This is a genomic window from Sporosarcina sp. BI001-red (assembly GCF_003384035.1).
Classification (GTDB): domain Bacteria; phylum Bacillota; class Bacilli; order Bacillales_A; family Planococcaceae; genus Sporosarcina.
On the sequence record NZ_QQAK01000010.1, the window covers coordinates 435,088 to 456,389 of the forward strand.

Genomic DNA, 21,302 nt, shown 5'->3' on the forward strand with positions numbered 1-21,302 from the left:
TCTCCGTTGATTGAAGCGAAAGACGGCGACTCCTGCGGAATCAGCGAAGACCGAAGACCCTGGACTGAGCAAAGCGAGGGAAGCGGCTGAGATCGAGCCCGCGGAAAGTGTCCGTCTGTAGCGTAAATCAACACCGTCAAAAGTTTGATTTATAAATATAAAACCCACAAACCCTAGGAGGAATTCATTATGACAAACATGTATTATAACCAGGACATCAACGAGAAAGTATTGGACGGCAAGAAAATCGCGGTAATCGGCTATGGTTCACAAGGTCACGCACACGCACAAAACTTGAAAGACTCAGGATTTGACGTTGTTGTTGGAATTCGTCCAGGGAAGTCATTCGACAAGGCAAAAGAAGATGGTCTTGAAGTAGCTACAGTTGCTGAAGCTGCAGAACAAGCGGACGTGATCATGGTATTGCTTCCAGATGAACGCCAAAAGAAAGTATACGAAGAAGAAATCGCACCTGCACTGAAAGCAGGAAAGGCACTCGCATTCGCACACGGATTCAACATCCACTTCGGCCAAATCAAACCACCTGCAGAAGTTGATGTATTCCTAGTCGCACCTAAAGGTCCAGGACATCTCGTACGACGGACATTTGAAGCAGGTGCAGGCGTACCAGCACTGTTCGGAATATATCAGGATGCATCAGGTACGGCTCGTGAAACTGCTCTTGCGTATTCAAAAGGAATTGGATCTGCACGAGGTGGGGTTCTTGAAACATCATTCGAAGAAGAAACAGTAACCGACTTATTCGGTGAGCAAGCGGTACTCTGTGGTGGATTGACAGCACTTATCAAAGCAGGATTCGAAACTCTAGTTGAAGCTGGTTACCAGCCGGAACTTGCGTATTTTGAAACGCTCCATGAAACGAAACTCATCGTTGACTTGATGTATGAAGGCGGAATGGCAGGCATGCGTTACTCAGTTTCAGATACAGCAGAATGGGGCGATTTCGTTTCAGGACCACGCGTCATCGATGCAGATACGAAAGCTCGCATGAAGTCGATCTTGGAGGATATCCAGTCAGGGAAGTTTGCAAAAGAATGGATCCAGGAAAACGAAGATGGCCGTCCAAACTTCAACCGAATTGAAAAAGAAGAAGCTGGACACCAACTTGAAGAAGTCGGTGAAAAACTACGCGCGATGATGCCATTTGTTGCTAAAGGATTGAAAAAAGAGGAAGAGGTGACGGCTGGTGCGACGAATTGACTTTTTCGATACGACACTGAGGGATGGCGAACAGTCAGCAGGCATTAACTTAAATACAGCGGAAAAGCTTGAAATCGCACGCCAGCTTGAACGTCTTGGCGCAACGGTGATTGAAGCGGGCTTTCCCGCTTCGTCCCCCGGCGACTTCGAAGCAGTCGAGCGCATTGCAACAACAGTAAGAAACTCTACAGTGACGGGCTTAGCCCGTGCTGTAAAGAGTGATATCGATACTTCATGGGATGCGTTAAAAGGCGCAGAACAGCCTCACTTACACGTGTTCCTCGCAACTTCACCCATTCATATGGAATATAAATTAAAAAAGACACCAGATCAGGTCGTCGATATAGCAGTGGAAGCGGTCAAATATGCCCGCTCCAAATTCCCACTTGTGCAATGGTCTGCTGAAGATGCGTTCCGTTCAGATCCAGCATTTCTCGTCCGAATTTTGAACGAAGTCATCGCAGCAGGGGCAACAACAGTAAACATTCCTGATACCGTTGGATATGCGTCACCACAAGAATACGGAGCACTCTTTCGCTTCTTGAAAGAGAACGTCCGCGGGATTGATCGCGTTAAACTTTCTGCGCATTGTCATAACGACTTAGGGATGGCAGTCGCGAATTCTATCGCTGCAATTGAAAATGGTGCAGACCAAGTGGAAGGTACTATCAACGGCATTGGTGAACGTGCAGGTAATGCAGCGCTGGAAGAAATTGCAGTGGCACTTCATATTCGAAATGACTTCTACAACCTGGAGACGGGCATTCGTCTTAATGAAATCAAAAGAACGAGCGAACTCGTTAGCCGATTGACGGGTGTTATGATTCAACCGAATAAAGCGGTTGTTGGCAAAAACGCATTCGCGCATGAATCTGGCATTCATCAAGATGGCATGTTGAAAAATCCAGAGACCTACGAAATTATTACACCCGAACTTATTGGTGCGACGAAAGAGCCGCTTGCTCTTGGAAAACACTCAGGTCGCGCAGCATTTAAAGATCGGGCCATCACAATGGGCTTCACTTTAAGTGACGATCAGTTAAATGAAGTGTTTGTAGAGTTCAAGGAGTTAGCAGATAAAAAGAAAGAGATTACGGAAGATGATCTTTTCGTCCTCTTTACTAGACAACAACTTGAAAAAACGGAAACGCCAATTTATGACTTGGAAAATATCCAAGTGCAGTATGGAACGAATAACGTACCGACTGCGACTGTTACGAGCTCCACTCCTGAAGGAAAAACGGTCAGTGTTGCAACTACAGGAGCGGGATCAGTTGAAGCGATTTTCAACACATTGGAATTGCTTGTCAAAGGCGATGTGCACATTCTCGATTACCAAGTTTCTTCTATTGGTAAAGGGCGAGATGCACTCGGTCAGGCGGTTGTGAATTTGAACTTCAATGGAAAGCAGTTAACAGGTAGAGGGATTGCTCAAGACGTTTTGGAAGCATCTGCGAAAGCCTACTTGAATGCGATTAATCGACAACTAGTGCGACAGTCATTGGAAACTCAAAAAGAACTTGCAGTTGAAACTGTAAATTAATCCTACAAGGAGGAGACAACGATGGAAAAACGTATCGCAGTATTACCCGGTGACGGGATTGGTCCAGAAGTAATCAGTTCTGCAGTGAAGGTGCTTGAAGTAGTTGCTAGAAGATTTCATCATTCGTTCGAATTTGTCTATGGTTCTATCGGCGGGGCTGCAGTAGATGCTTTTGGCACACCGCTTCCAGATGAAACAATTGCACTTTGTGAAAAGAGTGATGCTGTGTTACTCGGCGCAGTCGGTGGTCCGAAGTGGGATCAAAACCCTGCTGAAACTCGTCCGGAAAAAGGCTTGCTTGCCATCCGTAAACATTTCGGGCTGTTTGCAAATATTCGTCCCGTAAAGGCGGTACCAGCTATTCTCCATCGTTCTCCTTTGAAAGAGGATCTTGTGAAAGACGTGGATTTAGTCATTGTTCGTGAACTGACAGGGGGACTGTATTTCGGTGAACCAAGCCGGAAAACACATGATGCTGCTGTCGATACACTCGTTTACACGCGAGTGGAAATCGAACGAATTGTACGATCTGCCTTTGACCTTGCACGAATGCGACGCGGAAAAGTAACATCAGTAGATAAAGCTAACGTACTTCAATCTAGCCGTCTATGGCGTGAAGTAGTGGAAGAAGTCCGTGCTGGCTATCCTGACATTGAAGTCGAACACCAACTCGTCGATTCCGCTGCCATGAAATTGATTACAAACCCAGCAGCATTCGACGTAATTGTGACAGAGAACATGTTCGGAGATATTTTGAGTGATGAAGCGTCAGTCATTACTGGATCTCTTGGGCTATTGCCTTCAGCTAGTGTCCGGACAGATGGTTTTGGACTATATGAACCGGTCCATGGGTCTGCGCCAGACGTAGCAGGAAAAGGAATTGCGAATCCTGCTGCGACAATTTTGTCCGCTGCCATGATGTTACGTCAATCATTCGGAATGGAAGAAGAAGCTGCTGCAATCGAGCAAGCCGTTCAGACGATTTATGAAGAAGGTCATTGTACCGCAGATCTCGCAGGACCAGGTGACCGTCAATTGTCAACAGAGCAATGGGCAGCACGCGTTGCTGAAGAAGTAGATATCCAGTCTGTTTCAAACAGTATCATGTGTTCATACGTATAACTAAACAACCGCGGCGTTTTGCATGCTGCCACTCATGGAAAGGGGAATTGGAAATGGTAAAAACAATTATTGAAAAGGTTTGGGATCGACATGTCGTGACAGAAGAAGAAGGGAAACCGGACTTGCTCTACATCGACCTCCATCTCCTCCATGAAGTGACATCTCCGCAAGCGTTTGAAGGATTACGGCTTGCGGGACGGCAAGTGCGACGACCGGAACGCTGTTATGCGACGATGGACCATAATGTACCTACACGTAATATTGAAACAGTAAGTGATCCGACCGCTCAAAAACAAATGACGACACTCGAAAAGAACTGTGAAGAATTTGGGATTGAGCTTGCGCATATGACGCATCCAGACCAAGGGATTGTCCACATTATCGGACCTGAACTAGGGCTTACTCAGCCTGGACGCACCATTGTTTGCGGAGATAGCCACACATCCACACATGGGGCGTTTGGTGCAATCGCATTCGGAATCGGTACGAGTGAAGTGGAGCACGTATTATCGACTCAAACACTTTGGCAGCGGAGACCTAAGACGATGGAAGTGAAAATTTCTGGCGAATTAGGTGCAGGAGTCACTGCAAAAGACGTGATCCTCGCTGTCATTGCAAAGTTCGGTATCGATGTAGGAACCGGACATATTATCGAATTTACGGGTGAAGCCATTCGCAACCTTTCAATGGAAGAGCGAATGACGATTTGTAATATGTCGATCGAAGCAGGAGCGAAAGCAGGATTGATCAGCCCGGATGAAACGACCGTTGAGTATTTAAGAGGCCGTCGTCATGTTCCTGAAGGAGCAGCATTTGAAACTGCTGCAGCAGAATGGTTGGCACTAGCGACAGATGAAGGTGCGGCCTATGACACAACGTTGAATCTCGATGCAGCTGACATTGAACCATTTGTAACGTGGGGAACGAACCCTGCGATGGGAACAGGAATTAGTGGTCACGTACCGTATTCATCCGATTATGCATCATCATCTGACAAAGAAGCGTTGAAAAAAGCGATCGCTTATATGGGATTGGAAGAGGGCATGCCACTATCCGATATTTCCATCCAGCATGTCTTTATCGGATCATGTACGAATGCTCGTCTAAGTGACTTACGGGCAGCTGCAGCTATTGTTGAAGGTCAACACGTCCATCCGACTGTAACGGCGATTGTCGTCCCGGGATCACGTTCTGTTAAGCGACTTGCAGAACAAGAAGGGCTTGACGAAGTATTTATAGCGGCCGGATTTGAATGGCGTGAGTCAGGATGCAGTATGTGTCTTGCAATGAATGATGACGTCGTTCCTGCGGGCGAACGTTGTGCGTCCACATCGAATCGAAACTTCGAAGGACGCCAAGGTACAGGCGCACGAACGCATCTTGTCAGTCCAGCGATGGCAGCAGCGGCAGCAATTGCAGGTCGATTTACGGATATACGGAAAGTACCTGTGCTACAGGACTGAAGGGAGGAGCATTCTATGGAACCGATTAATGTTGTCACAAGTCTCATGACCCCGTTAGACCGGAAAAACGTCGACACGGACCAGATCATATCCAAAGAGTTTTTAAAGCGAATTGAGCGTACAGGATTTGGAAAGTATTTGTTTTATCATTGGCGGTTTGATAGCGAAGGCAATGCAAATACTGAATTCATTTTAAATGATGCTAGATTTGAGAGCTCACAAATTTTAGTAGCGGATGAAAACTTCGGCTGCGGCTCTTCCCGGGAACACGCACCGTGGGCCATCCTGGACTATGGGTTCCGAGTAGTTATCGCACCAGGATTTGCGGATATCTTCTATAATAACTGTTTCAAAAACGGTATCTTACCGATTCGGCTTGCTCAAAGTGAAATCAATTCATTACTCGCAGATGGCCAAAAAACTCCGATTGAACTTACCGTGAACTTAGAGCATCAGACTGTCACTCGTATAGACACGGAAGATATCCTGTCATTTGATATCGATCCGTATTCACGTCAGATGTTGCTGAATGGCTGGGACGAAATCTCGCTTACATTCCAGTATGAAGACAAAATCACGGCATATGAAGAACGCATGGCCCGTTGAGATAACGGGCTTTTTTTCGTAATAAAGGAAATTACATGAACGATGTCGAATTTTTGTATGTACAACAATCTGATTATTGGGGGAATTTGATTGAGAAACGAAGATTTGCTACTTATACCTGGGCCAACGCCTGTCGTCGATTCAATTTACGACGCATTAGGAGAAGAAACACGCGCACACACAGACCCGCGATTTGTAAGTCGTTTTAAGAAAACAATTGAACGCACTAAACGAATTTTGAATACCGATGGGGAAGTATTTATCGTCGCAGGATCTGGAACACTTGCTATGGAAATGGCGCTCGTTAATACGATTGCCCCTGGGGAAAAGCTCTTGATCATCAGTCACGGGTATTTTGGAGATCGATTCATTAAACTTGGACAAGCATTTGGAATCCAAATTGATCTGCTGCAGGCAGAGTGGGGCAAACAAGTCGATTTAAAGCATGTCAAAGAACATTTTGAGAAAAACCAATATAAAGCAGTAACTGTGACGCATGCTGATACATCAACGGGCGTTCAAGCAAACTTAGATGAATTAATCCCGCTCATTAAACAGCACGGAGCTTTGGCTATTGTTGACGGAGTATGTGCAACAACAGCAATGCCGGAAGATATGCAACACAATTATGCAGGTCCAGATACAGCAATCGACATTGTCCTAACGGGTTCGCAAAAAGCGATTGGTGTGCCTCCAGGCGTTGGCATAGTTGCTTTCAGTCAAGCTGCATTGAAAGCGAGAAACGAAATGGAATCTGTATCTGCCTACTATTGTGACATCCATAACTGGATTCCTGTCATGCACGATCCATCCAAATATTTCGCAACACCGCCTGTCAATATGATCTACGCGCTTGAAGAAGGGTTGCGTATTGTCGAAGAAGAAGGACTTGAAGAACGTTACGTTCGACACAATGCTTATGGACGTGCGGTTCGTTCTGCATTACGAGTTTATGGGATGGTGCCGCTAGCTGAAGAGAAAGACGCTGCACCAACTCTTAGCTGTATCTACTATCCAGAAGGTGTAGACGATGCCGCATTCCGTGCGGAGTTAGCTAAAGAAGGTGTGGTTTTATCAGGCGCACTTGCACATCTTGCAGGGAAAGCGTTCAGAATCGGCCATATGGGCAACACAACTCCAGAAATGCTGGAAACCGCTATTCGAAAGATCGGTGAAGCGTTGCAAAATTGCGGGCGTGAAGTGGTAGTTGAAGAGGCAGTGGCAGTGTTACAAGAAACGTTGGGTTCGTTGTCTGTGAAATGAGTAGAATTCTTTGTATTATGTAAAAATTTTCATATGAAAAACATAACGAAAAACGCATTGGATTCCAATGCGTTTTTCGTTGTATCGTTTTTCTAGATTAAAGAATTTGTGATTACTATGAATGAGGTGGATTATTTTCTTGTTTACTAGGCATCTCCCATAACCAAAGGGACATCAAACCATATACTAGAGAACACAGTTGTAAGTTGCCCATCAAAAGCCTTGGAAATGAATTGAATGAGGTGGGGAGATGCAAGAAGAAACGGAGAAGTTTGAAGAAGCAGATGGGAAGTCATTTCCTGGACAAACTTATTCTGAAGTCCTGCTAAGACCATTATTTGATATGCAAAAGGATTATTTCTTTTACGCCATGCTAGCCGTGCATTGTGCTCATACAATTATGCTAGCAGAACAGAACATTATAAAAGAGGAAGAGGCGGAAAGAATATTAGAGGCAGTCAATGAAATTAATAATATGCATAAAGATGATTTCATTTATACTGCAGTACATGAAGATTTATTCTTCCTCGTAGAAACTAAAATCGGCGACATGATTGGTGAAGAGTTAGCAGGGAAAATGCACATTGCGAAAAGTCGGAATGATATGGGAGAAGCGATGTATCGTATTGTGTTACGCGAACACTTACAAGATACGATCGGATTGGCACGAACATTGGCTTCTACACTATTGAGTCAAGCTGAGGCTCATATTGAAACTATTATGCCAGCTCACACCCATACGCAGCCTGCACAACCAACTACGTTGGGGCATTATCTCGTAGCGATCTATGACGGTCTGTGCCGGGATATTGATCGCCTGGAGAGAGCCAGGTTAATCGTCAATCAGTCCCCCATGGGAGCGGCTGCAATTACAACAACAGGATTTCCAATCAGTCGGGAGCGAATGGTGAACCTTCTTGGATTTGAAGGGTTGATCGAAAACTCATACGATGCAATTGGTGCAGGCGACTATTTGCTGGAAGCTGCTCAAAGTTTGATCAGTTTGATGACCAACATCGGACGGTGGGTGCAAGAACTCCTGAGGATGGCATCTAAAGAAGTGGGGCTGTTACGAGTTTCGGATGCATACGTACAAATCAGCAGTATCATGCCTCAGAAACGCAATCCGGTGTCGCTGGAACACTCGCGTTCACTTGCTTCTAGCGCACTAGCAGAAGGGCTTGCCGTTCTGCATATGATGCATAACACACCTTTCGGGGATATCAATGATACGGAAGACGATTTACAACCTCATCTATATAAGGGGTTTGAAAAGGCAGATCGAGTTTTGAAGTTATTAAATGCGGTCATGATGACGATGGAGTTCGATAAGAAACGGGCGCATCAGCAAGCGAAAGAGAATATGATCACCATTACTGAACTTGCCGATGTGTTAGCTAGAGATTATGACGTATCGTTCCGTCAAGCGCATAGTCAAGCCGCTAAAGTAGCTGAAAATGCGGATGCACTTCAGAAGGAGCTATACGAAGTCCCCATCGATCTTATTAATGAATGGTTACTTGACGTTTCCCTATCTGAAGCAGACTGGCAGGCGATTATTGATCCTGTAGTTTTCGTTGAGCGCCGCAATATTACTGGTGGACCAAATCCTGAAACAGTACGTAGAATGATTACCAATCGAAAAAACAGGTTAGATTGACCGTTTTGCGTTCCGCTTCTCCAATTCAAAATAATTTCAAAGAAACCGCGCTAGTAATACAATAGCGTGGTTTCTTTTGGTATTTTTCCTGAACTTAGGCATTACGGGCATGTGAATCTTTAGAAAAGTGGTCGAAAAGTAGTGATTTATTATAGGTAAACAGATATAATCGAACTAGTCATAACTATTCAGACGATTGGTAAAGTTCATCGTTTCTGAAAAAAGAGATAAAGTGGGGTGGAATGGGTGAAGCGAACAATTGCTGGGAAGTTAAGAAACGGATTTTCGTTATTACTTGCGTTGCTAGTTGTTATTGGGGTAGCTAGCATTCTGTTGCTTGTGAAATTAAATAGTGATTATAGGAATATGCTTGATGATGAAGTGCATAAAGTGGATATCGTAGATGAATTTGTGTTGAAGCAAGAACAGATGCAAAGTGCAATCCGTGGATACATGCTCTATCAGGATGAGGCGATGCTTGAAAGGCGTCAAGAAAACTATGAGCGCTCCGAACTACTTCTAACTGAACTGGGGAAGATGATGAACGGTGCGAAGATGAAAAAAGAATATGACGCTCTCGTCGATTCGAACCAAAAGTCGATGACCCTTCAAAATAATATTGTCGATAACTTGGAACAAGGTAAAGATGATATCGCAAAATGGATGTCAGAAGCATCTAAAGATGTTGGAAATGTTGTCATGACACGTGCTGATTTGATAAAGGACAACCAATACAAAGTGCTTGAAACGAAACGGAAAGAAGTGAATCAGATGATGATGCAGTTAACGATTATCATCGCCGCAATTATAATCATTGCAGTCGTGGTAGGCATCCTGATTTCACAACGTATTAGCCGGTCCATCACTAAGCCTGTTGGCATTGTAACGGAAGGGTTGAACCAAATTGCAAATGGGAATTTCTCCATAGATCCGCTCGTTGTGCGTAGCAAAGACGAAGTCGGAGAAATGGCGAATGCATTCAACAAAATGGGCGCAGATGTAGCGAATATGATCCGTAAGATTAATGTCTCTGCGGAACAGTTGGCTATGCAATCTGAAGAGTTATCTGCAAGTTCAGAAGAGAGTCTAGCCTCGTCGGAGTTAATCTCCAGTACAGCAGAAAAACAACTCGAAGGCAGCGAACGTCAGCAACGGATCACAGACCAATCCACACAATCGATGAATGAATTGTCTGTAGGGGTTGGGGAAATATCAGAAAGCAATGAGGACATGTTGCGTTCGGCAGAAGCAGTTACACAACTTGTTCGTAGAGGCTCAGCATCCATGGATGAGGTCGTTGATGAAATGAAAACCATTCGGGAAACCATTCAAGAAACAGCGAAGATCATGAAAGAGATGGCAGATCACTCATCTGAAATCGAGAAAGTGACAGCAATCATTACAGGAATTGCAGAGCAAACGAACTTGTTGGCACTTAACGCAGCGATCGAAGCAGCTCGTGCAGGAGACGCAGGTAAAGGATTCGCAGTTGTTGCAGATGAAGTCCGTAAACTCGCGGAGCAGTCTAAAACGTCTGCATCCGAGATTGGGACTATGGTCAGCGACATCCAAGTATATTCGAAGAAAGCCACGAAATCGATTGAAACAGGCAGTGAAAAAGTTGAAAATGGCATGATAGCAACAGCAGAGTCCAACGCGGTATTCAAAGATATCCAGCAAGCAGTGGGGGATGTATCCGCTAAGGTTGAAACGGTTTCCGCGGCAATTGAAGAGATCCAAGCGATGGCCGATGAAGTGACAGATGGCGCACGCGAAGTCCAACGCTTAAGCGGACAAGCATCTGCTTCTGCGACGGAGACAAGCTCAGCTACGGAGGAACAGCTAGCTGTAAGCCAAGAGATTAGTGCAAGCGCACAGAGCCTTACACGCCTTGCTGACGAGCTCCAGCAAGAGGTTAGTAGATTCCAAGTGTAAATGAACAGTAAAAAGCGCATTCCCTTAAATAAAAAGGGAATGCGCTTTTAGTATGTTAATTAAAGGTAATCAGCATAAAGGTTTTGAAAAAATAGGTTTAATATAATAAAAACGTGGAAAACTCTATTGTAAGAGTTCCACGTTTTTTTATGTTATTTAAGGTTGTCCATAAAGCGTTGCATGTCTTGGAGTTTAACTTTATCATCTACACCGAAGTTACCGTTTGTGTAACCAGCAGTTACATCGTTTGCATAAAGTGCACCAACATATTTCAATGCCCAGTAATCAGAAGGTACATCTTTAAATGGTACATCAGTTGAAGTAGACAAGTTGAAGGCTTCCGTAAGAACTTTCGCCATTTGTGAACGAGTCAACGGATCGTTAGGGTTGAAGTTACCGCTGTTGTTTCCGCTAAAGATACCTGCTTCAGCAGCAGCCATAATTTCATTATAGTAAGGTGTTTTTGAATTGACATCAGGGAAACTCATATCACTACCAGTTCTGTGAAGACCTAGTGTTTTAACAACGATACCCGCAACTTGTCCACGAGTAGCATACGTTACAGTTGGAGCTGGTTTTGAAGCTACTGCTACTTCACCAAATGTTGCAGGACGTTTTGCGCCTACATAACGGCTCTTCCAGTAGTAAGGATCGTTAAGAGATGAGACTGTTACACCTTGACTAGTGGATGCGTGGATGAATTTGCTAGATCCGATATAGATCCCAACGTGTGAGATGCCCTTGCCGCTTGTGTTGAAGAATACAAGATCGCCAGTAGACAAGTTGCTTTTCGCAACTGCTTTACCTTGTTGGTATTGTTGACCAGTCGTACGTGGAAGTGAAGATCCACTTTTTTTGTAGACAAGTTGTGTATAAGCGGAACAATCGATACCTGAAGTGGTTGTCCCACCATAACGATAAGGAGTTCCAATATAATTCTTAGCTGTATTTACCAAGTTAGTTGCTGATAGTGTAGCGGCGGAAGCCATAGACGGTACGGACGTAGAAATTACTAAACTAGCGATTCCTAGTGCCAAAAGACGTTTCAGTTTCATAAGTTTCTCATTTTCCCCTTTCGCACCGTATCAAGGACAGTGTCTTTATCTGTGATTATCTTAGCATAGGCTAAACCTAATTTCGGTTACAGTTATATTACAATGGTGTTACAAATGGTCGGTTCATGTATAAAAGGCTGATTTAACGCGTTTTGTCGGATGTTGAATTCGATGAAAGCGTTTTTATTTTTGCACTAAATGGTTGTTCAACGTGAAAAAAAGACGAAAATGCGGTATCTTTGTAACCAAACTAATTGAAATGCTGGAACTTTGCTATATGAATCTGGCAGAACGGGGCTGACATGAAGAAAATTGTAGTATTTAGCAATATGTATCCATCCTCTGAACATCCTACGTACGGAATCTTTGTAAAAAACCAGGTTGAATTACTAAAAAAGTCTGGCTTAGTGATTGAAGTGAAGGCAATTGATAACCCAATAGGAGGGAAGTTTCAATCACTCTTAAAATATGGAAAGTGGTTTGCTAGCTCGGTTTTTTATTTGATTGGGAATCGTCAGAAAATCTCACTGACCCACGCACACTACGCGTTTCCGACAGGTCTTCTTTCATTAATAGGAAAACGATTGTTTCACCTCCCTTACGTGGTCACCGTTCATGGCGGGGATATCGACAAAATGGCGAAAAAAGGTGCTAGAATTGCTGGACTTACTCGCACCATTTTACAGGAAGCAACTCATGTCATTACAGTTGGGGAACGTCTGAAGCAAGAGGTTGTTACAAACTTCGGGGTTTCTGAAACAAATGTAACAGTGATGAGTATGGGGGTTGACCGATCGGTATTTCATCCTCTACCAAGAGCTGTGGTACGGGATGAACTTGGCTTACCAGTTCATGATCCTACAATCCTTTTCATCGGGAACTTGATTCGTGAGAAAGGGGTTCTGGAATTGGTGCAGTCATTCGCGACAATTCAAAAAAAACTACCGGAAGTTTCGTTACATCTTATAGGATCCACAAAATCTGAAGCTTTTGTGGAAGAAGTCAAACAATATATCACAATCCATCAAATAGAAGGAACACACTTCCAGGGGACGAAAACCCAGAAAGAACTTGCAAAATGGTTGGCAGGTGCAGATGTATTGGCACTACCGTCCTATCATGAGGGGTTTGGTCTTGTTGCACTTGAAGCAATGGCAGCGGGAACGCCTGTTGTCGCGTCTGATGTTGGGGGATTGTCCTATTTGTTAGTGGACGGAGCAGGGATTTTAGTTCCTGCTCGCGAAGTAGAGGGTCTTTCACAAGGGTTGCTTCAAGCTCTTTCTGGTGACCAAGTAACCAATGTTGAAAAGAGAGAACAAATCGTTCACGCACATTCCTACGAGATGATTTTGGAGAAACTACTAAAAATATATGGAGAAACAGAATATACACGTTAAAGGGGGGATAACGGAATGGCAGTCGCACAACAAATTAGAAACTGGTTTGAGCACTTTCATGCGAACCCGGAAGTGAGTTGGGAAGAAAAAGAGACGACAAAGGAAATTGAACGCATTCTAACTGAAATGGAAGTTCCTTTTAAGACGTTTGAAGATGTCACCGGAGCTGTGGCGGAGATTGGGGAAGGGGAGTCTGTCATAGCCGTACGAGCAGATATCGATGCCTTGTGGCAAGAAGTCGACGGTGTTTACCAAGCGAATCACTCGTGTGGACACGATGGTCACATGGCAATGGTGCTCGGGGCGCTCACTTATTTGAAGGAAGAGGATCTTGGGTGCAGAATACGGTTCATCTTCCAGCCTGCCGAAGAAAAAGGAAATGGGTCCAATGCGATGATTGACCGCGGAGTTGTAGATGGTGTGAGTTATATGTTTGGTATTCATCTGCGGCCTCAAGAGGAGCTCCCATTAGGCAAAGCATCCGCTGCGATTCGTCACGGTGCCGCTTATTTCGTAGAAGGGAAGATCAGCGGAGTGGATGCACATGGAGCTCGTCCGCATCAAGGTGTCAATGCCATCGATCCATTGCTTGCAATCGGTCAATTTTTGAAGACGATTCAATTTTCTCCATATGAAGCGTATTCCGTGAAATTGACGAACATTCAAGCAGGTGGGGAAAGTTTGAACATCATCCCAGGATCAGCGAAATTTGGATTGGATATCCGTGCTCAGTCTAACGTCATGTTACAACAATTACAAAAAAGAATAGACACAGGTATTCAACAGATTGCAAAACTTTACACAACTAAAATCGACTTGGAATGGACAGACTATACGCCGGCAGCTGAAGTGTCAGCTGAAGCGGCTGCAATCGCACGAGAAGGCATTCTTGGCGTCATAGGTGAAGAGGGATTGGCAGAAGACATCGTCACATCAGGTAGCGATGATTTCCACTTCTATACGATCCGCAATCCAAAGCTGAAGGCGACGATGATTGGACTAGGGGCAAATCTCGGACCAGGCTTGCATCATCCCGCAATGACCTTCAATAGGAATGCGCTCGTAACAGGTGCCGAAATTCTTGCTGAGACACTAAAACACGCAAGTTTTAAAGCACAATAAGTTGACAAAATGCCATTAATTTATAGCCTAATTCGTTAATGATAGTCGTCATTTTTATGAAGAATTGAAATATGTGTAATGAAGTGTCGTTGTTTGCAATGTGTGAAATTTAGGAGTACTATTTAGATGTTAAAACTTATTAAACACATACAAAGGAGCGGTTAAAATGGGTAGAATGCAAGATAAAGTAGCATTTATTACAGGTGGAGCTTCAGGCATGGGCGAAATGATGGTTAATTTGTTCACAGCAGAAGGCGCAAAAGTCATCGCTGCAGACATTAACACTGACGCACTTAAAGCAAAATGGGATACAAAAGAAAACGTTGAATATCTTAAGTTAAACGTAACTGACGCTGACAACTGGGAAGAAGCAATGAAAACAGCAGCAGATAAATTCGGTCAAATCGATATCCTTATCAACTGTGCAGGAATTTCTACTGAAAAAGCACCAGAAGACATTACACTTGCTGACTGGCAGCGCCTGCACGACATTAACTCGTTCGGTACTTTCGCGGGTATGCGTGCAGTCGTTCCTTACATGAAGAAAGCTGGCAAAGGTTCAATCGTCAACATTTCTTCTTACACAGCACTAGTTGGTATGGGCTTCAATCCATACTCAGCCTCTAAAGGTTCTGTTCGTGCGATTTCACGTGCAGCAGCAGCTGAATTTGGTAAAGACCAAGTGCGCGTAAACACAGTATTCCCTGGTGTTATCCAAACTCCAATGGTAGCAAACCTTGAGTCTTCTAAAGCAGCTCTTGAAGGCCTTATCAAAATGACACCACTTGCTCGTCTTGGACAGCCTGAAGACGTAGGTAACGCAGTAATGTTCTTAGCTTCTGATGAAGCATCTTACATCACTGGCGCTGAACTCGTAATCGACGGTGGATTCTCAGCACGCTAATTAATAGATGCATTAAGAAAGGCGCTTTCTCATTGAGAGAAGGCGCCTTTTGCTTTGTATAAAGTGAAGAACGTTTCAATCAACGGTGTATTGTTAGTAAAGTCATCATTTGTACGTTGGATAAAAAGATAGTGAAAAGTGATTAAAAACGATATTGTGTTAAGATGTTTTCGAGTTTCAGTGCTAAGCCGAGACTCCCTTTCACTTTCAGTTTCCCCATCATGAACGCAGTCGTGGTGTTTAACTTTCCAGCAAGTAGTTTATAGAAGTCCTCAACCTTCATCGTCAACGTACAATCCGCTTCATCCGTCTCTTTTGCAGTCACGCTTGCCTGATTGTCTGCAAACACTAATACATAATTCCCTGATTCCTCCCCAGACAAGTTAAAACCATAACTTACATTCAAGCCTTGTATAGGCGCGGAATCATCGTTCAGTTTCCGCTCAATCTCTAGCCATGTCTGTTGAAGACCTTTTTCGTATTCGATTACCAATTTCACAACCTCCTAAAAATGAATAGTGGCTCAGTATAAGTATAACAAAATAGCTAGGGGAAATGTACAGAGTTTGCAGAAAACTTTAAAGGACAAATCGTTGGTTTTGTCGAATTATATAATAATTATGAAGATGTAACGCGAACATTGATGAGAGCACACAACTACCGATATAAAGATGATTAGCAGAGCTTATTGAGGAGGTGCTTGAACATGGAAAGATCGAAGGAAGAACTCACTGAATTCATATCCAGAATGCAGGAACAGCAACAGAAATTGTTTAAACAAGCAAAACAATTAGAACTTACCCCGGAGTCCGTGAGAGATGTTTTGTACGAGCTGTGTGAAAATATTGCGCTGATTATGAAGGCTGATCGAGTGAGTATCTGGCTGTTTAATGATGATCAAACGACACTCACTGAGCACTTGACATATGCTGCAGATTCAGTAGCTATCCCAAGCATTCAGCAACTTGATGCAACCCATGCGTTGCCCTATTTTGAAGCTATTGGGAATAACCGTGTTAATTCAGTAGAAAACATTGCTACAAATAAGGCACTTCAATCACTTCCAACTAATTATTTTAGCAACTCGCCCATTACATCTTTACTCGAAGCCTCCATCATTATGAGCCGGGGAATTGGAGGGCTCTTGTGTTGTGAAACTGTGACCACACGCAATTGGTCGAAACTAGATGAAGTATTCATAGCCTCTTTTGCAGATATGTTATCCTTTGTATTTGATCGTTTGAACCGTTTGGAGATGGAGAATCGTGTTCATGAATTAGCTTATACAGATTTATTAACAGGTATCGACAATGAAAATGCATTTGTTGAAAAAGTGAATGACAAGATACATAAGATGGAACACGAGCTTTATGGAGCATTTTTATACATGAAAATTGATCAGTTCACCTCGATCCAAAGTGTGCTTGGGCCTGAAGGAACGAAGAGTTCATTAAAAGTAATTGCCAATAGAATACGCTCGCTTTTCCCGGATAATTCGATCTTTGCGCGAATCGCTTTTGATCATTTCGTTATATTTACTGAACATGATAATGATCATGAGAAAAGTAAAAGAGCAATGGAGCATATTCTTTCAGAGCTACGTAAACCAATTCTTATTAAAAGTCACGAGTTATTTTTGACGTTCAGTTACGGGGTTTCTCTTTATCCGGAGCATGTGAAAGATTCATATGAGGGGATTCATGCTGCGAAAATCGCTCTCGATTCCTCCCGTAGAATGGGAAATCGAAAAACCCGAGCAGTCTATGAGCCCCTTATGTTTGAACAATGGGAAGAGGAAATGCATTCGGAGATGAACTTAGGAAAAGGATTGGATATGAACGAATTTAGACTGTATTACCAACCTCAAGTAGAAAGTTTGTCTCACAAAGTGACAGGAGTCGAAGCACTAATCCGATGGCAGCACCCTGACAAAGGATTGCTGTTGCCAGCTGCGTTCATCAGCATTGCGGAAACGACTGGGCTCATCATCCAAATTGGTGAATGGGTCGTGAGTGAAGCGTGCCAACAATTGAACAGGTGGGAACAGATGGGACTGGGAGCATTGACGATATCGGTAAACATATCACCGAGGCACTTCCTGCATAATAGCTTTCTTCAGTTCTTGAACGATTGCATACACAACTATGGGATCAATCCTGGGAAACTGATTATAGAAATAACTGAGAATGTAGCCATCGAGGATTCGAATCTAGTAGAACTTCAAATCAGTAAAGTGCAAGAAATGGGCTTTTCAATTTCGATTGACGATTTCGGGACTGGATACTCTGCATTCATTTATCTAAAACGCTTCTCTATACAGGAAGTTAAAATTGATCGTCAGTTTGTAACTCAGATAGAAACCGATTCTAAAAGTCGGGCGATTGTCCGTGCAATCTTAACCCTTGCGAAGAGCTTGCATATGCACACGGTTGCAGAGGGAGTGGAAACGGAAGGTCAGTTGAAGAGGTTGGAAGAGCTAGGTTGCTTTGAAATTCAAGGATACTATTTCAGCAAACCCGTTCCTATTGAGGAGTTGAATAGATGGCTACTTGCCTCACCCAGATTCCCTTTCTTATATTTACCTAGGCTTCCCGCATAAAATGAAAACATCCGGACTCTAAGCATAGTCGCTTACAGTCCGGATGTTTTTTACATTCTTCCGATCGGCCATTTAAATGGAATAGATCCTGGAGGTGAATGTTTGATAATGTCGATCATTGGGATGGTATAAGCGAATGCAATCAGTGCAATCGTAATACCGATCCATAAATACCAGTTTTCAAGAATTTTAGGTGTGACTTGGGCGTCTTCATCCTCAGCAGCGATCGGGAATTCCTCGACCCCTCTAGGTGCGAAGAATGTAAGCTTGATGAAAATATATGTCATCAAGAGAATACCGATGAATAGAATAGTACCGCCGATCGCTTGAGCGAGCTGATAACCGATCCACGTATCGACTTGTGCACCACCCGCATATTCAGAGTATGCAGAACGACGTGGCCCACCTAGAAGCCCTTGAATGTGCATCGCAGTAGACATGATTGTCATACCAACTGTCCAAATAATCGTTTGAATGATGCCGAGTTTGTTCAATTGCTTCGTTAAGCGACGGCCAGTCAAGTGAGGCACTAGCCAGTAAGCGATACCGAAGTACGTCAAAATAACTGTTGTTGCTACCGTTAAGTGGAAGTGACCCGTAATCCAAATTGTATTGTGAACAAGTGCGTTCATTTGGTGAGACGCGTTAATAATACCGCCAATTCCACCTGGGATGAAGGCCACCATACCAACAAACGGTGCAAAGAAGCGTACATCACCCCATGGCAATTTCTTGAACCAACCAAAGAGGCTGCTAAATCCTTTTTTACGACCGGCAATTTCAAACGTTGCAAAGATCGAGAATGCTGTCATCAATGAAGGGATAACAACCATCATTGTAAGTACGACTTGAATGAATTTCCAAGTAGGATCAATTCCAGGCTCTGTCAACTGGTGGTGGAACCCAACTGGAATCGAGAACATCAATAGTAAGATGAACGCTAGACGGGCAAGGGAATCACTGAATAGTTTCCCACCGATAATTTTCGGAATGATTGCATACCATGCCATATAAGCAGGGAGTAACCAGAAGTAAACAAGTGGGTGACCGAAATACCAGAACAATGTACGACTAACTAGAACGTTGATCGTTTCAGTATATCCGAGTGACCAAGGGATGAACTGAACTACTACCGCAATTGCAACACCTAGGGATGCGATCACCCACATGAGCATGTTAATGACAACCATGAATGCAAGTAGTGGTGACTTTTCACCTTTATGAGCTTTTTTCCAAACATACAACTGTCTGAAGTTCGTAAATGCACCAACCCAACTGCCGATAATGACGAGTGCGAGACCAATATAGAAGGCCGGATGTGCTGCAAGAGGAGCGTAGAATGTATACAACACATTAGCTTGCCCCACTAGGATTGTGACAGCGGTCATGACTGTACCAACGAGCATCATCCAGAAGGAAACCCAGCCGGCATTCCGCTGTTTGTCCGAAATTCCGACTGTTTTCCCCATGAGAGCAAACTGGAATCCTAAAATGAAGAAAGTTGTCAACACGAGTCCAAGAATGACTCCATGAACCGTGAGAATCGTGTAGTAATTGATGTTGAAGGGAAGTGTGAACCTTCCAGACCGTACGAATGTCTGCAACAGACCCATAAGACCCCCAACTAGTAATGAAACAAACGTGACATACATAAATGACATGTAGAGTCGTGCATCTTTTTTAGGGAATAAGCGAAGGTTATTTTCAGTACCATCCATATTAATACACCTCTACCTTTCCGAACATCTGGTGGTGACCGATGCCGCAATATTCGTTACAGACGATTGTGAACTCGCCTTTATTTTTCATAACCGCTTCATAACGGCTAATATGACCAGGTTCCACCATCATGTTGACATTCGTTCCGGCCACTTGGAATCCGTGGACTACGTCTTTAGATGTAATTGTAAAGAGAACTGTAGAACCTTGAGGGACACGTATTGTTTTTACAGCCTTTTCATCTTTGTCGACACCGAAATCGTAGTTGAATGCAGATGCGACAATGTTGACTTTATATTTACCGTCTGCGACTTCTGTCAGACCTAAGTTTTCAGGCTTAAACGAATCATGTGCTTCCACATTGTTCTGATCGATAGTTTCCAAGTGACTTTGTGGATGAGTGCCTTTCCAAAATGCTGCAAATCCTATAATTAAAAGAAAAATAACTAATGATGCCATGCCGAACGTGAGCCATACTTTTTCGTATTTGTGCAAATGCATAATCTCTGTCCCCTTCTTTTCTTGTTATCTTGATATGAAAAGCCAATAAGCGCCAAACCATGCACTTACCATAAGTACCCCAAGGATCATTACCATAATAAAGGTTCCTTTTAGGTTCGAAGATTCTTCTGGTGAAGCGACTGTGTTACTTTTTTGCTTTTTTGCCATTTCAATCACCGCCTTTAAAAGCTGTTCTATATGCTCTGTAAGAACTACTTTCATCATATAAAATCTGAGAGATTAAAATACTAGGGAAATCCCTAATACTTTAGTATGTGAGGCGTATTTCACAAATTGTTCATAGTTACACCACATTTTAGACAAAAGCAAAAGTTGGAAAAATAGAAGCTTGTGAAAGAGTGGTCAGGGGAATATAGTGGGAAAAGGACTCCTGTTGACCGTAACAGCGTCACGCTTTACAATTAATGAAGAACTCACATAGAAAGTTGGTAAAATATTATGGGGAACATTCAAACAATTGTTGTTGAAAGTAAAGAACAAGGCGCGGAAAAGATAGTTGAACTTGTGCGCGAAGAACTAGAAGCGGGTCGTTTAAACGTTTTAGGACTTGCGACAGGAAGTACGATGGAGCCGGTTTATGAAAAAATAGTTGCATCTGATCTTGATTTTACAAATGTAACTGCATTCAACCTTGACGAATATGTCGGTATCCCAGCAACTCATAAAAACAGCTATGCGTATTACATGAACCATCTTTTATTCAACAAAAAGCCATTTAAAGAGACACATATCGAAAACGGGATGGCAGAAGATTTAGAAGAAGAATCTGTTCGCTATGAAACGCTATTGAAAGAAAATCCGTTGGATATCCAGTTTCTTGGTATCGGTGAAAATGGACATATCGCATTTAACGAACCTGGTACATCACCAGAATCTGTTACGCACGTTGTCGAACTAACAGAGTCAACGATTGCGGTAAACAGCCAATATTTCACAGAAGATGAAACGATGCCTGTCACTGCTTTAACAATGGGGATTTCATCAATCATGCAAGCAAAAAAGCTTATCGTTGCAGCATTCGGCGAGAAAAAACGTGCAGCACTCGAAAAACTATTCGCGGGTGTGGTGTCAACGGAGTGGCCGGTGACCTATTTGTTGGATCACCCAAATGTAGTTGTCATTACGGATTTGAAGCTGTAATAGAAGAAGTTTTAGGGAAGGCTGTCCAAAA

The 21,302-nt window shown here is 43.4% G+C and carries 18 protein-coding genes; 13 read left to right on the top strand and 5 right to left on the bottom strand.

Going from position 1 to position 21,302, the window contains the following annotated elements:
* Positions 1 to 189 precede the first annotated feature (189 nt).
* The 8 genes from ilvC (at position 190) to DVB69_RS06735 (ending at position 10,813) form a co-directional block, all read left to right on the top strand.
* On the top strand, positions 190 to 1,221 hold the full coding sequence (gene ilvC / locus DVB69_RS06700; protein ID WP_116017836.1) for a ketol-acid reductoisomerase: 1,032 nt from the start codon (positions 190 to 192) through the stop codon (positions 1,219 to 1,221).
* Positions 1,208 to 2,764: a 2-isopropylmalate synthase gene (locus DVB69_RS06705; RefSeq protein WP_116017838.1), complete on the top strand. Its 1,557-nt coding sequence runs from the start codon at positions 1,208 to 1,210 to the stop codon at positions 2,762 to 2,764. The genes ilvC and DVB69_RS06705 overlap by 14 nt, the downstream gene beginning before the upstream one ends.
* Before the next feature lie 21 nt (positions 2,765 to 2,785).
* Positions 2,786 to 3,886 (top strand): 3-isopropylmalate dehydrogenase, encoded by a 1,101-nt coding sequence (leuB, locus tag DVB69_RS06710; RefSeq protein ID WP_116017840.1) that lies wholly within the window; start codon positions 2,786 to 2,788, stop codon positions 3,884 to 3,886.
* A gap of 53 nt (positions 3,887 to 3,939) precedes the next feature.
* A complete protein-coding gene (leuC, locus tag DVB69_RS06715; protein ID WP_116017842.1) occupies positions 3,940 to 5,349 on the top strand; it encodes a 3-isopropylmalate dehydratase large subunit in 1,410 nt (469 codons plus the stop codon).
* Between the two features lie 15 nt (positions 5,350 to 5,364).
* A complete protein-coding gene (gene leuD / locus DVB69_RS06720; RefSeq protein ID WP_116017844.1) occupies positions 5,365 to 5,955 on the top strand; it encodes a 3-isopropylmalate dehydratase small subunit in 591 nt (196 codons plus the stop codon).
* A 90-nt stretch (positions 5,956 to 6,045) separates the two neighbouring features.
* Positions 6,046 to 7,218: a pyridoxal-phosphate-dependent aminotransferase family protein gene (locus DVB69_RS06725; protein ID WP_116017846.1), complete on the top strand. Its 1,173-nt coding sequence runs from the start codon at positions 6,046 to 6,048 to the stop codon at positions 7,216 to 7,218.
* Between the two features lie 250 nt (positions 7,219 to 7,468).
* Positions 7,469 to 8,878 (top strand): argininosuccinate lyase, encoded by a 1,410-nt coding sequence (argH, locus tag DVB69_RS06730; protein ID WP_116017848.1) that lies wholly within the window; start codon positions 7,469 to 7,471, stop codon positions 8,876 to 8,878.
* A 246-nt stretch (positions 8,879 to 9,124) separates the two neighbouring features.
* On the top strand, positions 9,125 to 10,813 hold the full coding sequence (locus DVB69_RS06735; protein WP_147300760.1) for a methyl-accepting chemotaxis protein: 1,689 nt from the start codon (positions 9,125 to 9,127) through the stop codon (positions 10,811 to 10,813).
* A 152-nt stretch (positions 10,814 to 10,965) separates the two neighbouring features.
* Here the strand turns inward: DVB69_RS06735 and DVB69_RS06740 are convergent, their stop codons facing one another.
* Positions 10,966 to 11,868, bottom strand: a complete 903-nt coding sequence (locus tag DVB69_RS06740; RefSeq protein WP_116017852.1) for a C40 family peptidase — start codon at positions 11,866 to 11,868, stop codon at positions 10,966 to 10,968.
* 302 nt (positions 11,869 to 12,170) lie between these two features.
* Here DVB69_RS06740 and DVB69_RS06745 point away from each other — a divergent pair, with 302 nt between their 5' ends.
* From DVB69_RS06745 to DVB69_RS06755, 3 genes are all read left to right on the top strand, one after another.
* Positions 12,171 to 13,265, top strand: a complete 1,095-nt coding sequence (locus tag DVB69_RS06745; RefSeq protein WP_116017854.1) for a glycosyltransferase — start codon at positions 12,171 to 12,173, stop codon at positions 13,263 to 13,265.
* 15 nt (positions 13,266 to 13,280) lie between these two features.
* On the top strand, positions 13,281 to 14,387 hold the full coding sequence (locus tag DVB69_RS06750; RefSeq protein ID WP_116017856.1) for an amidohydrolase: 1,107 nt from the start codon (positions 13,281 to 13,283) through the stop codon (positions 14,385 to 14,387).
* Positions 14,388 to 14,553: 166 nt separating this feature from the next.
* Positions 14,554 to 15,291, top strand: a complete 738-nt coding sequence (locus DVB69_RS06755; RefSeq protein ID WP_116017858.1) for an SDR family NAD(P)-dependent oxidoreductase — start codon at positions 14,554 to 14,556, stop codon at positions 15,289 to 15,291.
* A 142-nt stretch (positions 15,292 to 15,433) separates the two neighbouring features.
* Here the strand turns inward: DVB69_RS06755 and DVB69_RS06760 are convergent, their stop codons facing one another.
* Positions 15,434 to 15,784, bottom strand: coding sequence for an SCP2 sterol-binding domain-containing protein (locus tag DVB69_RS06760; RefSeq protein ID WP_116017860.1), 351 nt, complete (start codon positions 15,782 to 15,784; stop codon positions 15,434 to 15,436).
* 213 nt (positions 15,785 to 15,997) lie between these two features.
* On the opposite strand from DVB69_RS06760, the gene DVB69_RS06765 reads away from it, so the two are divergent.
* Complete coding sequence (locus DVB69_RS06765) at positions 15,998 to 17,890, top strand: sensor domain-containing phosphodiesterase (RefSeq protein ID WP_116017862.1); 1,893 nt, start codon at positions 15,998 to 16,000, stop codon at positions 17,888 to 17,890.
* Between the two features lie 50 nt (positions 17,891 to 17,940).
* Here the strand turns inward: DVB69_RS06765 and DVB69_RS06770 are convergent, their stop codons facing one another.
* The 3 genes from DVB69_RS06770 to DVB69_RS06780 are packed head-to-tail and all read right to left on the bottom strand — an operon-like array spanning position 17,941 to position 20,278.
* Positions 17,941 to 19,608, bottom strand: a complete 1,668-nt coding sequence (locus DVB69_RS06770) for a b(o/a)3-type cytochrome-c oxidase subunit 1 (RefSeq protein WP_116017864.1) — start codon at positions 19,606 to 19,608, stop codon at positions 17,941 to 17,943.
* 1 nt (position 19,609) lies between these two features.
* Positions 19,610 to 20,110: a cytochrome c oxidase subunit II gene (locus DVB69_RS06775; protein WP_116017866.1), complete on the bottom strand. Its 501-nt coding sequence runs from the start codon at positions 20,108 to 20,110 to the stop codon at positions 19,610 to 19,612.
* Between the two features lie 24 nt (positions 20,111 to 20,134).
* Complete coding sequence (locus DVB69_RS06780) at positions 20,135 to 20,278, bottom strand: cytochrome c oxidase subunit 2A (protein ID WP_116017868.1); 144 nt, start codon at positions 20,276 to 20,278, stop codon at positions 20,135 to 20,137.
* 300 nt (positions 20,279 to 20,578) lie between these two features.
* Here DVB69_RS06780 and DVB69_RS06785 point away from each other — a divergent pair, with 300 nt between their 5' ends.
* Positions 20,579 to 21,271, top strand: a complete 693-nt coding sequence (locus DVB69_RS06785) for a glucosamine-6-phosphate deaminase (protein ID WP_199562820.1) — start codon at positions 20,579 to 20,581, stop codon at positions 21,269 to 21,271.
* Positions 21,272 to 21,302 lie beyond the last annotated feature (31 nt).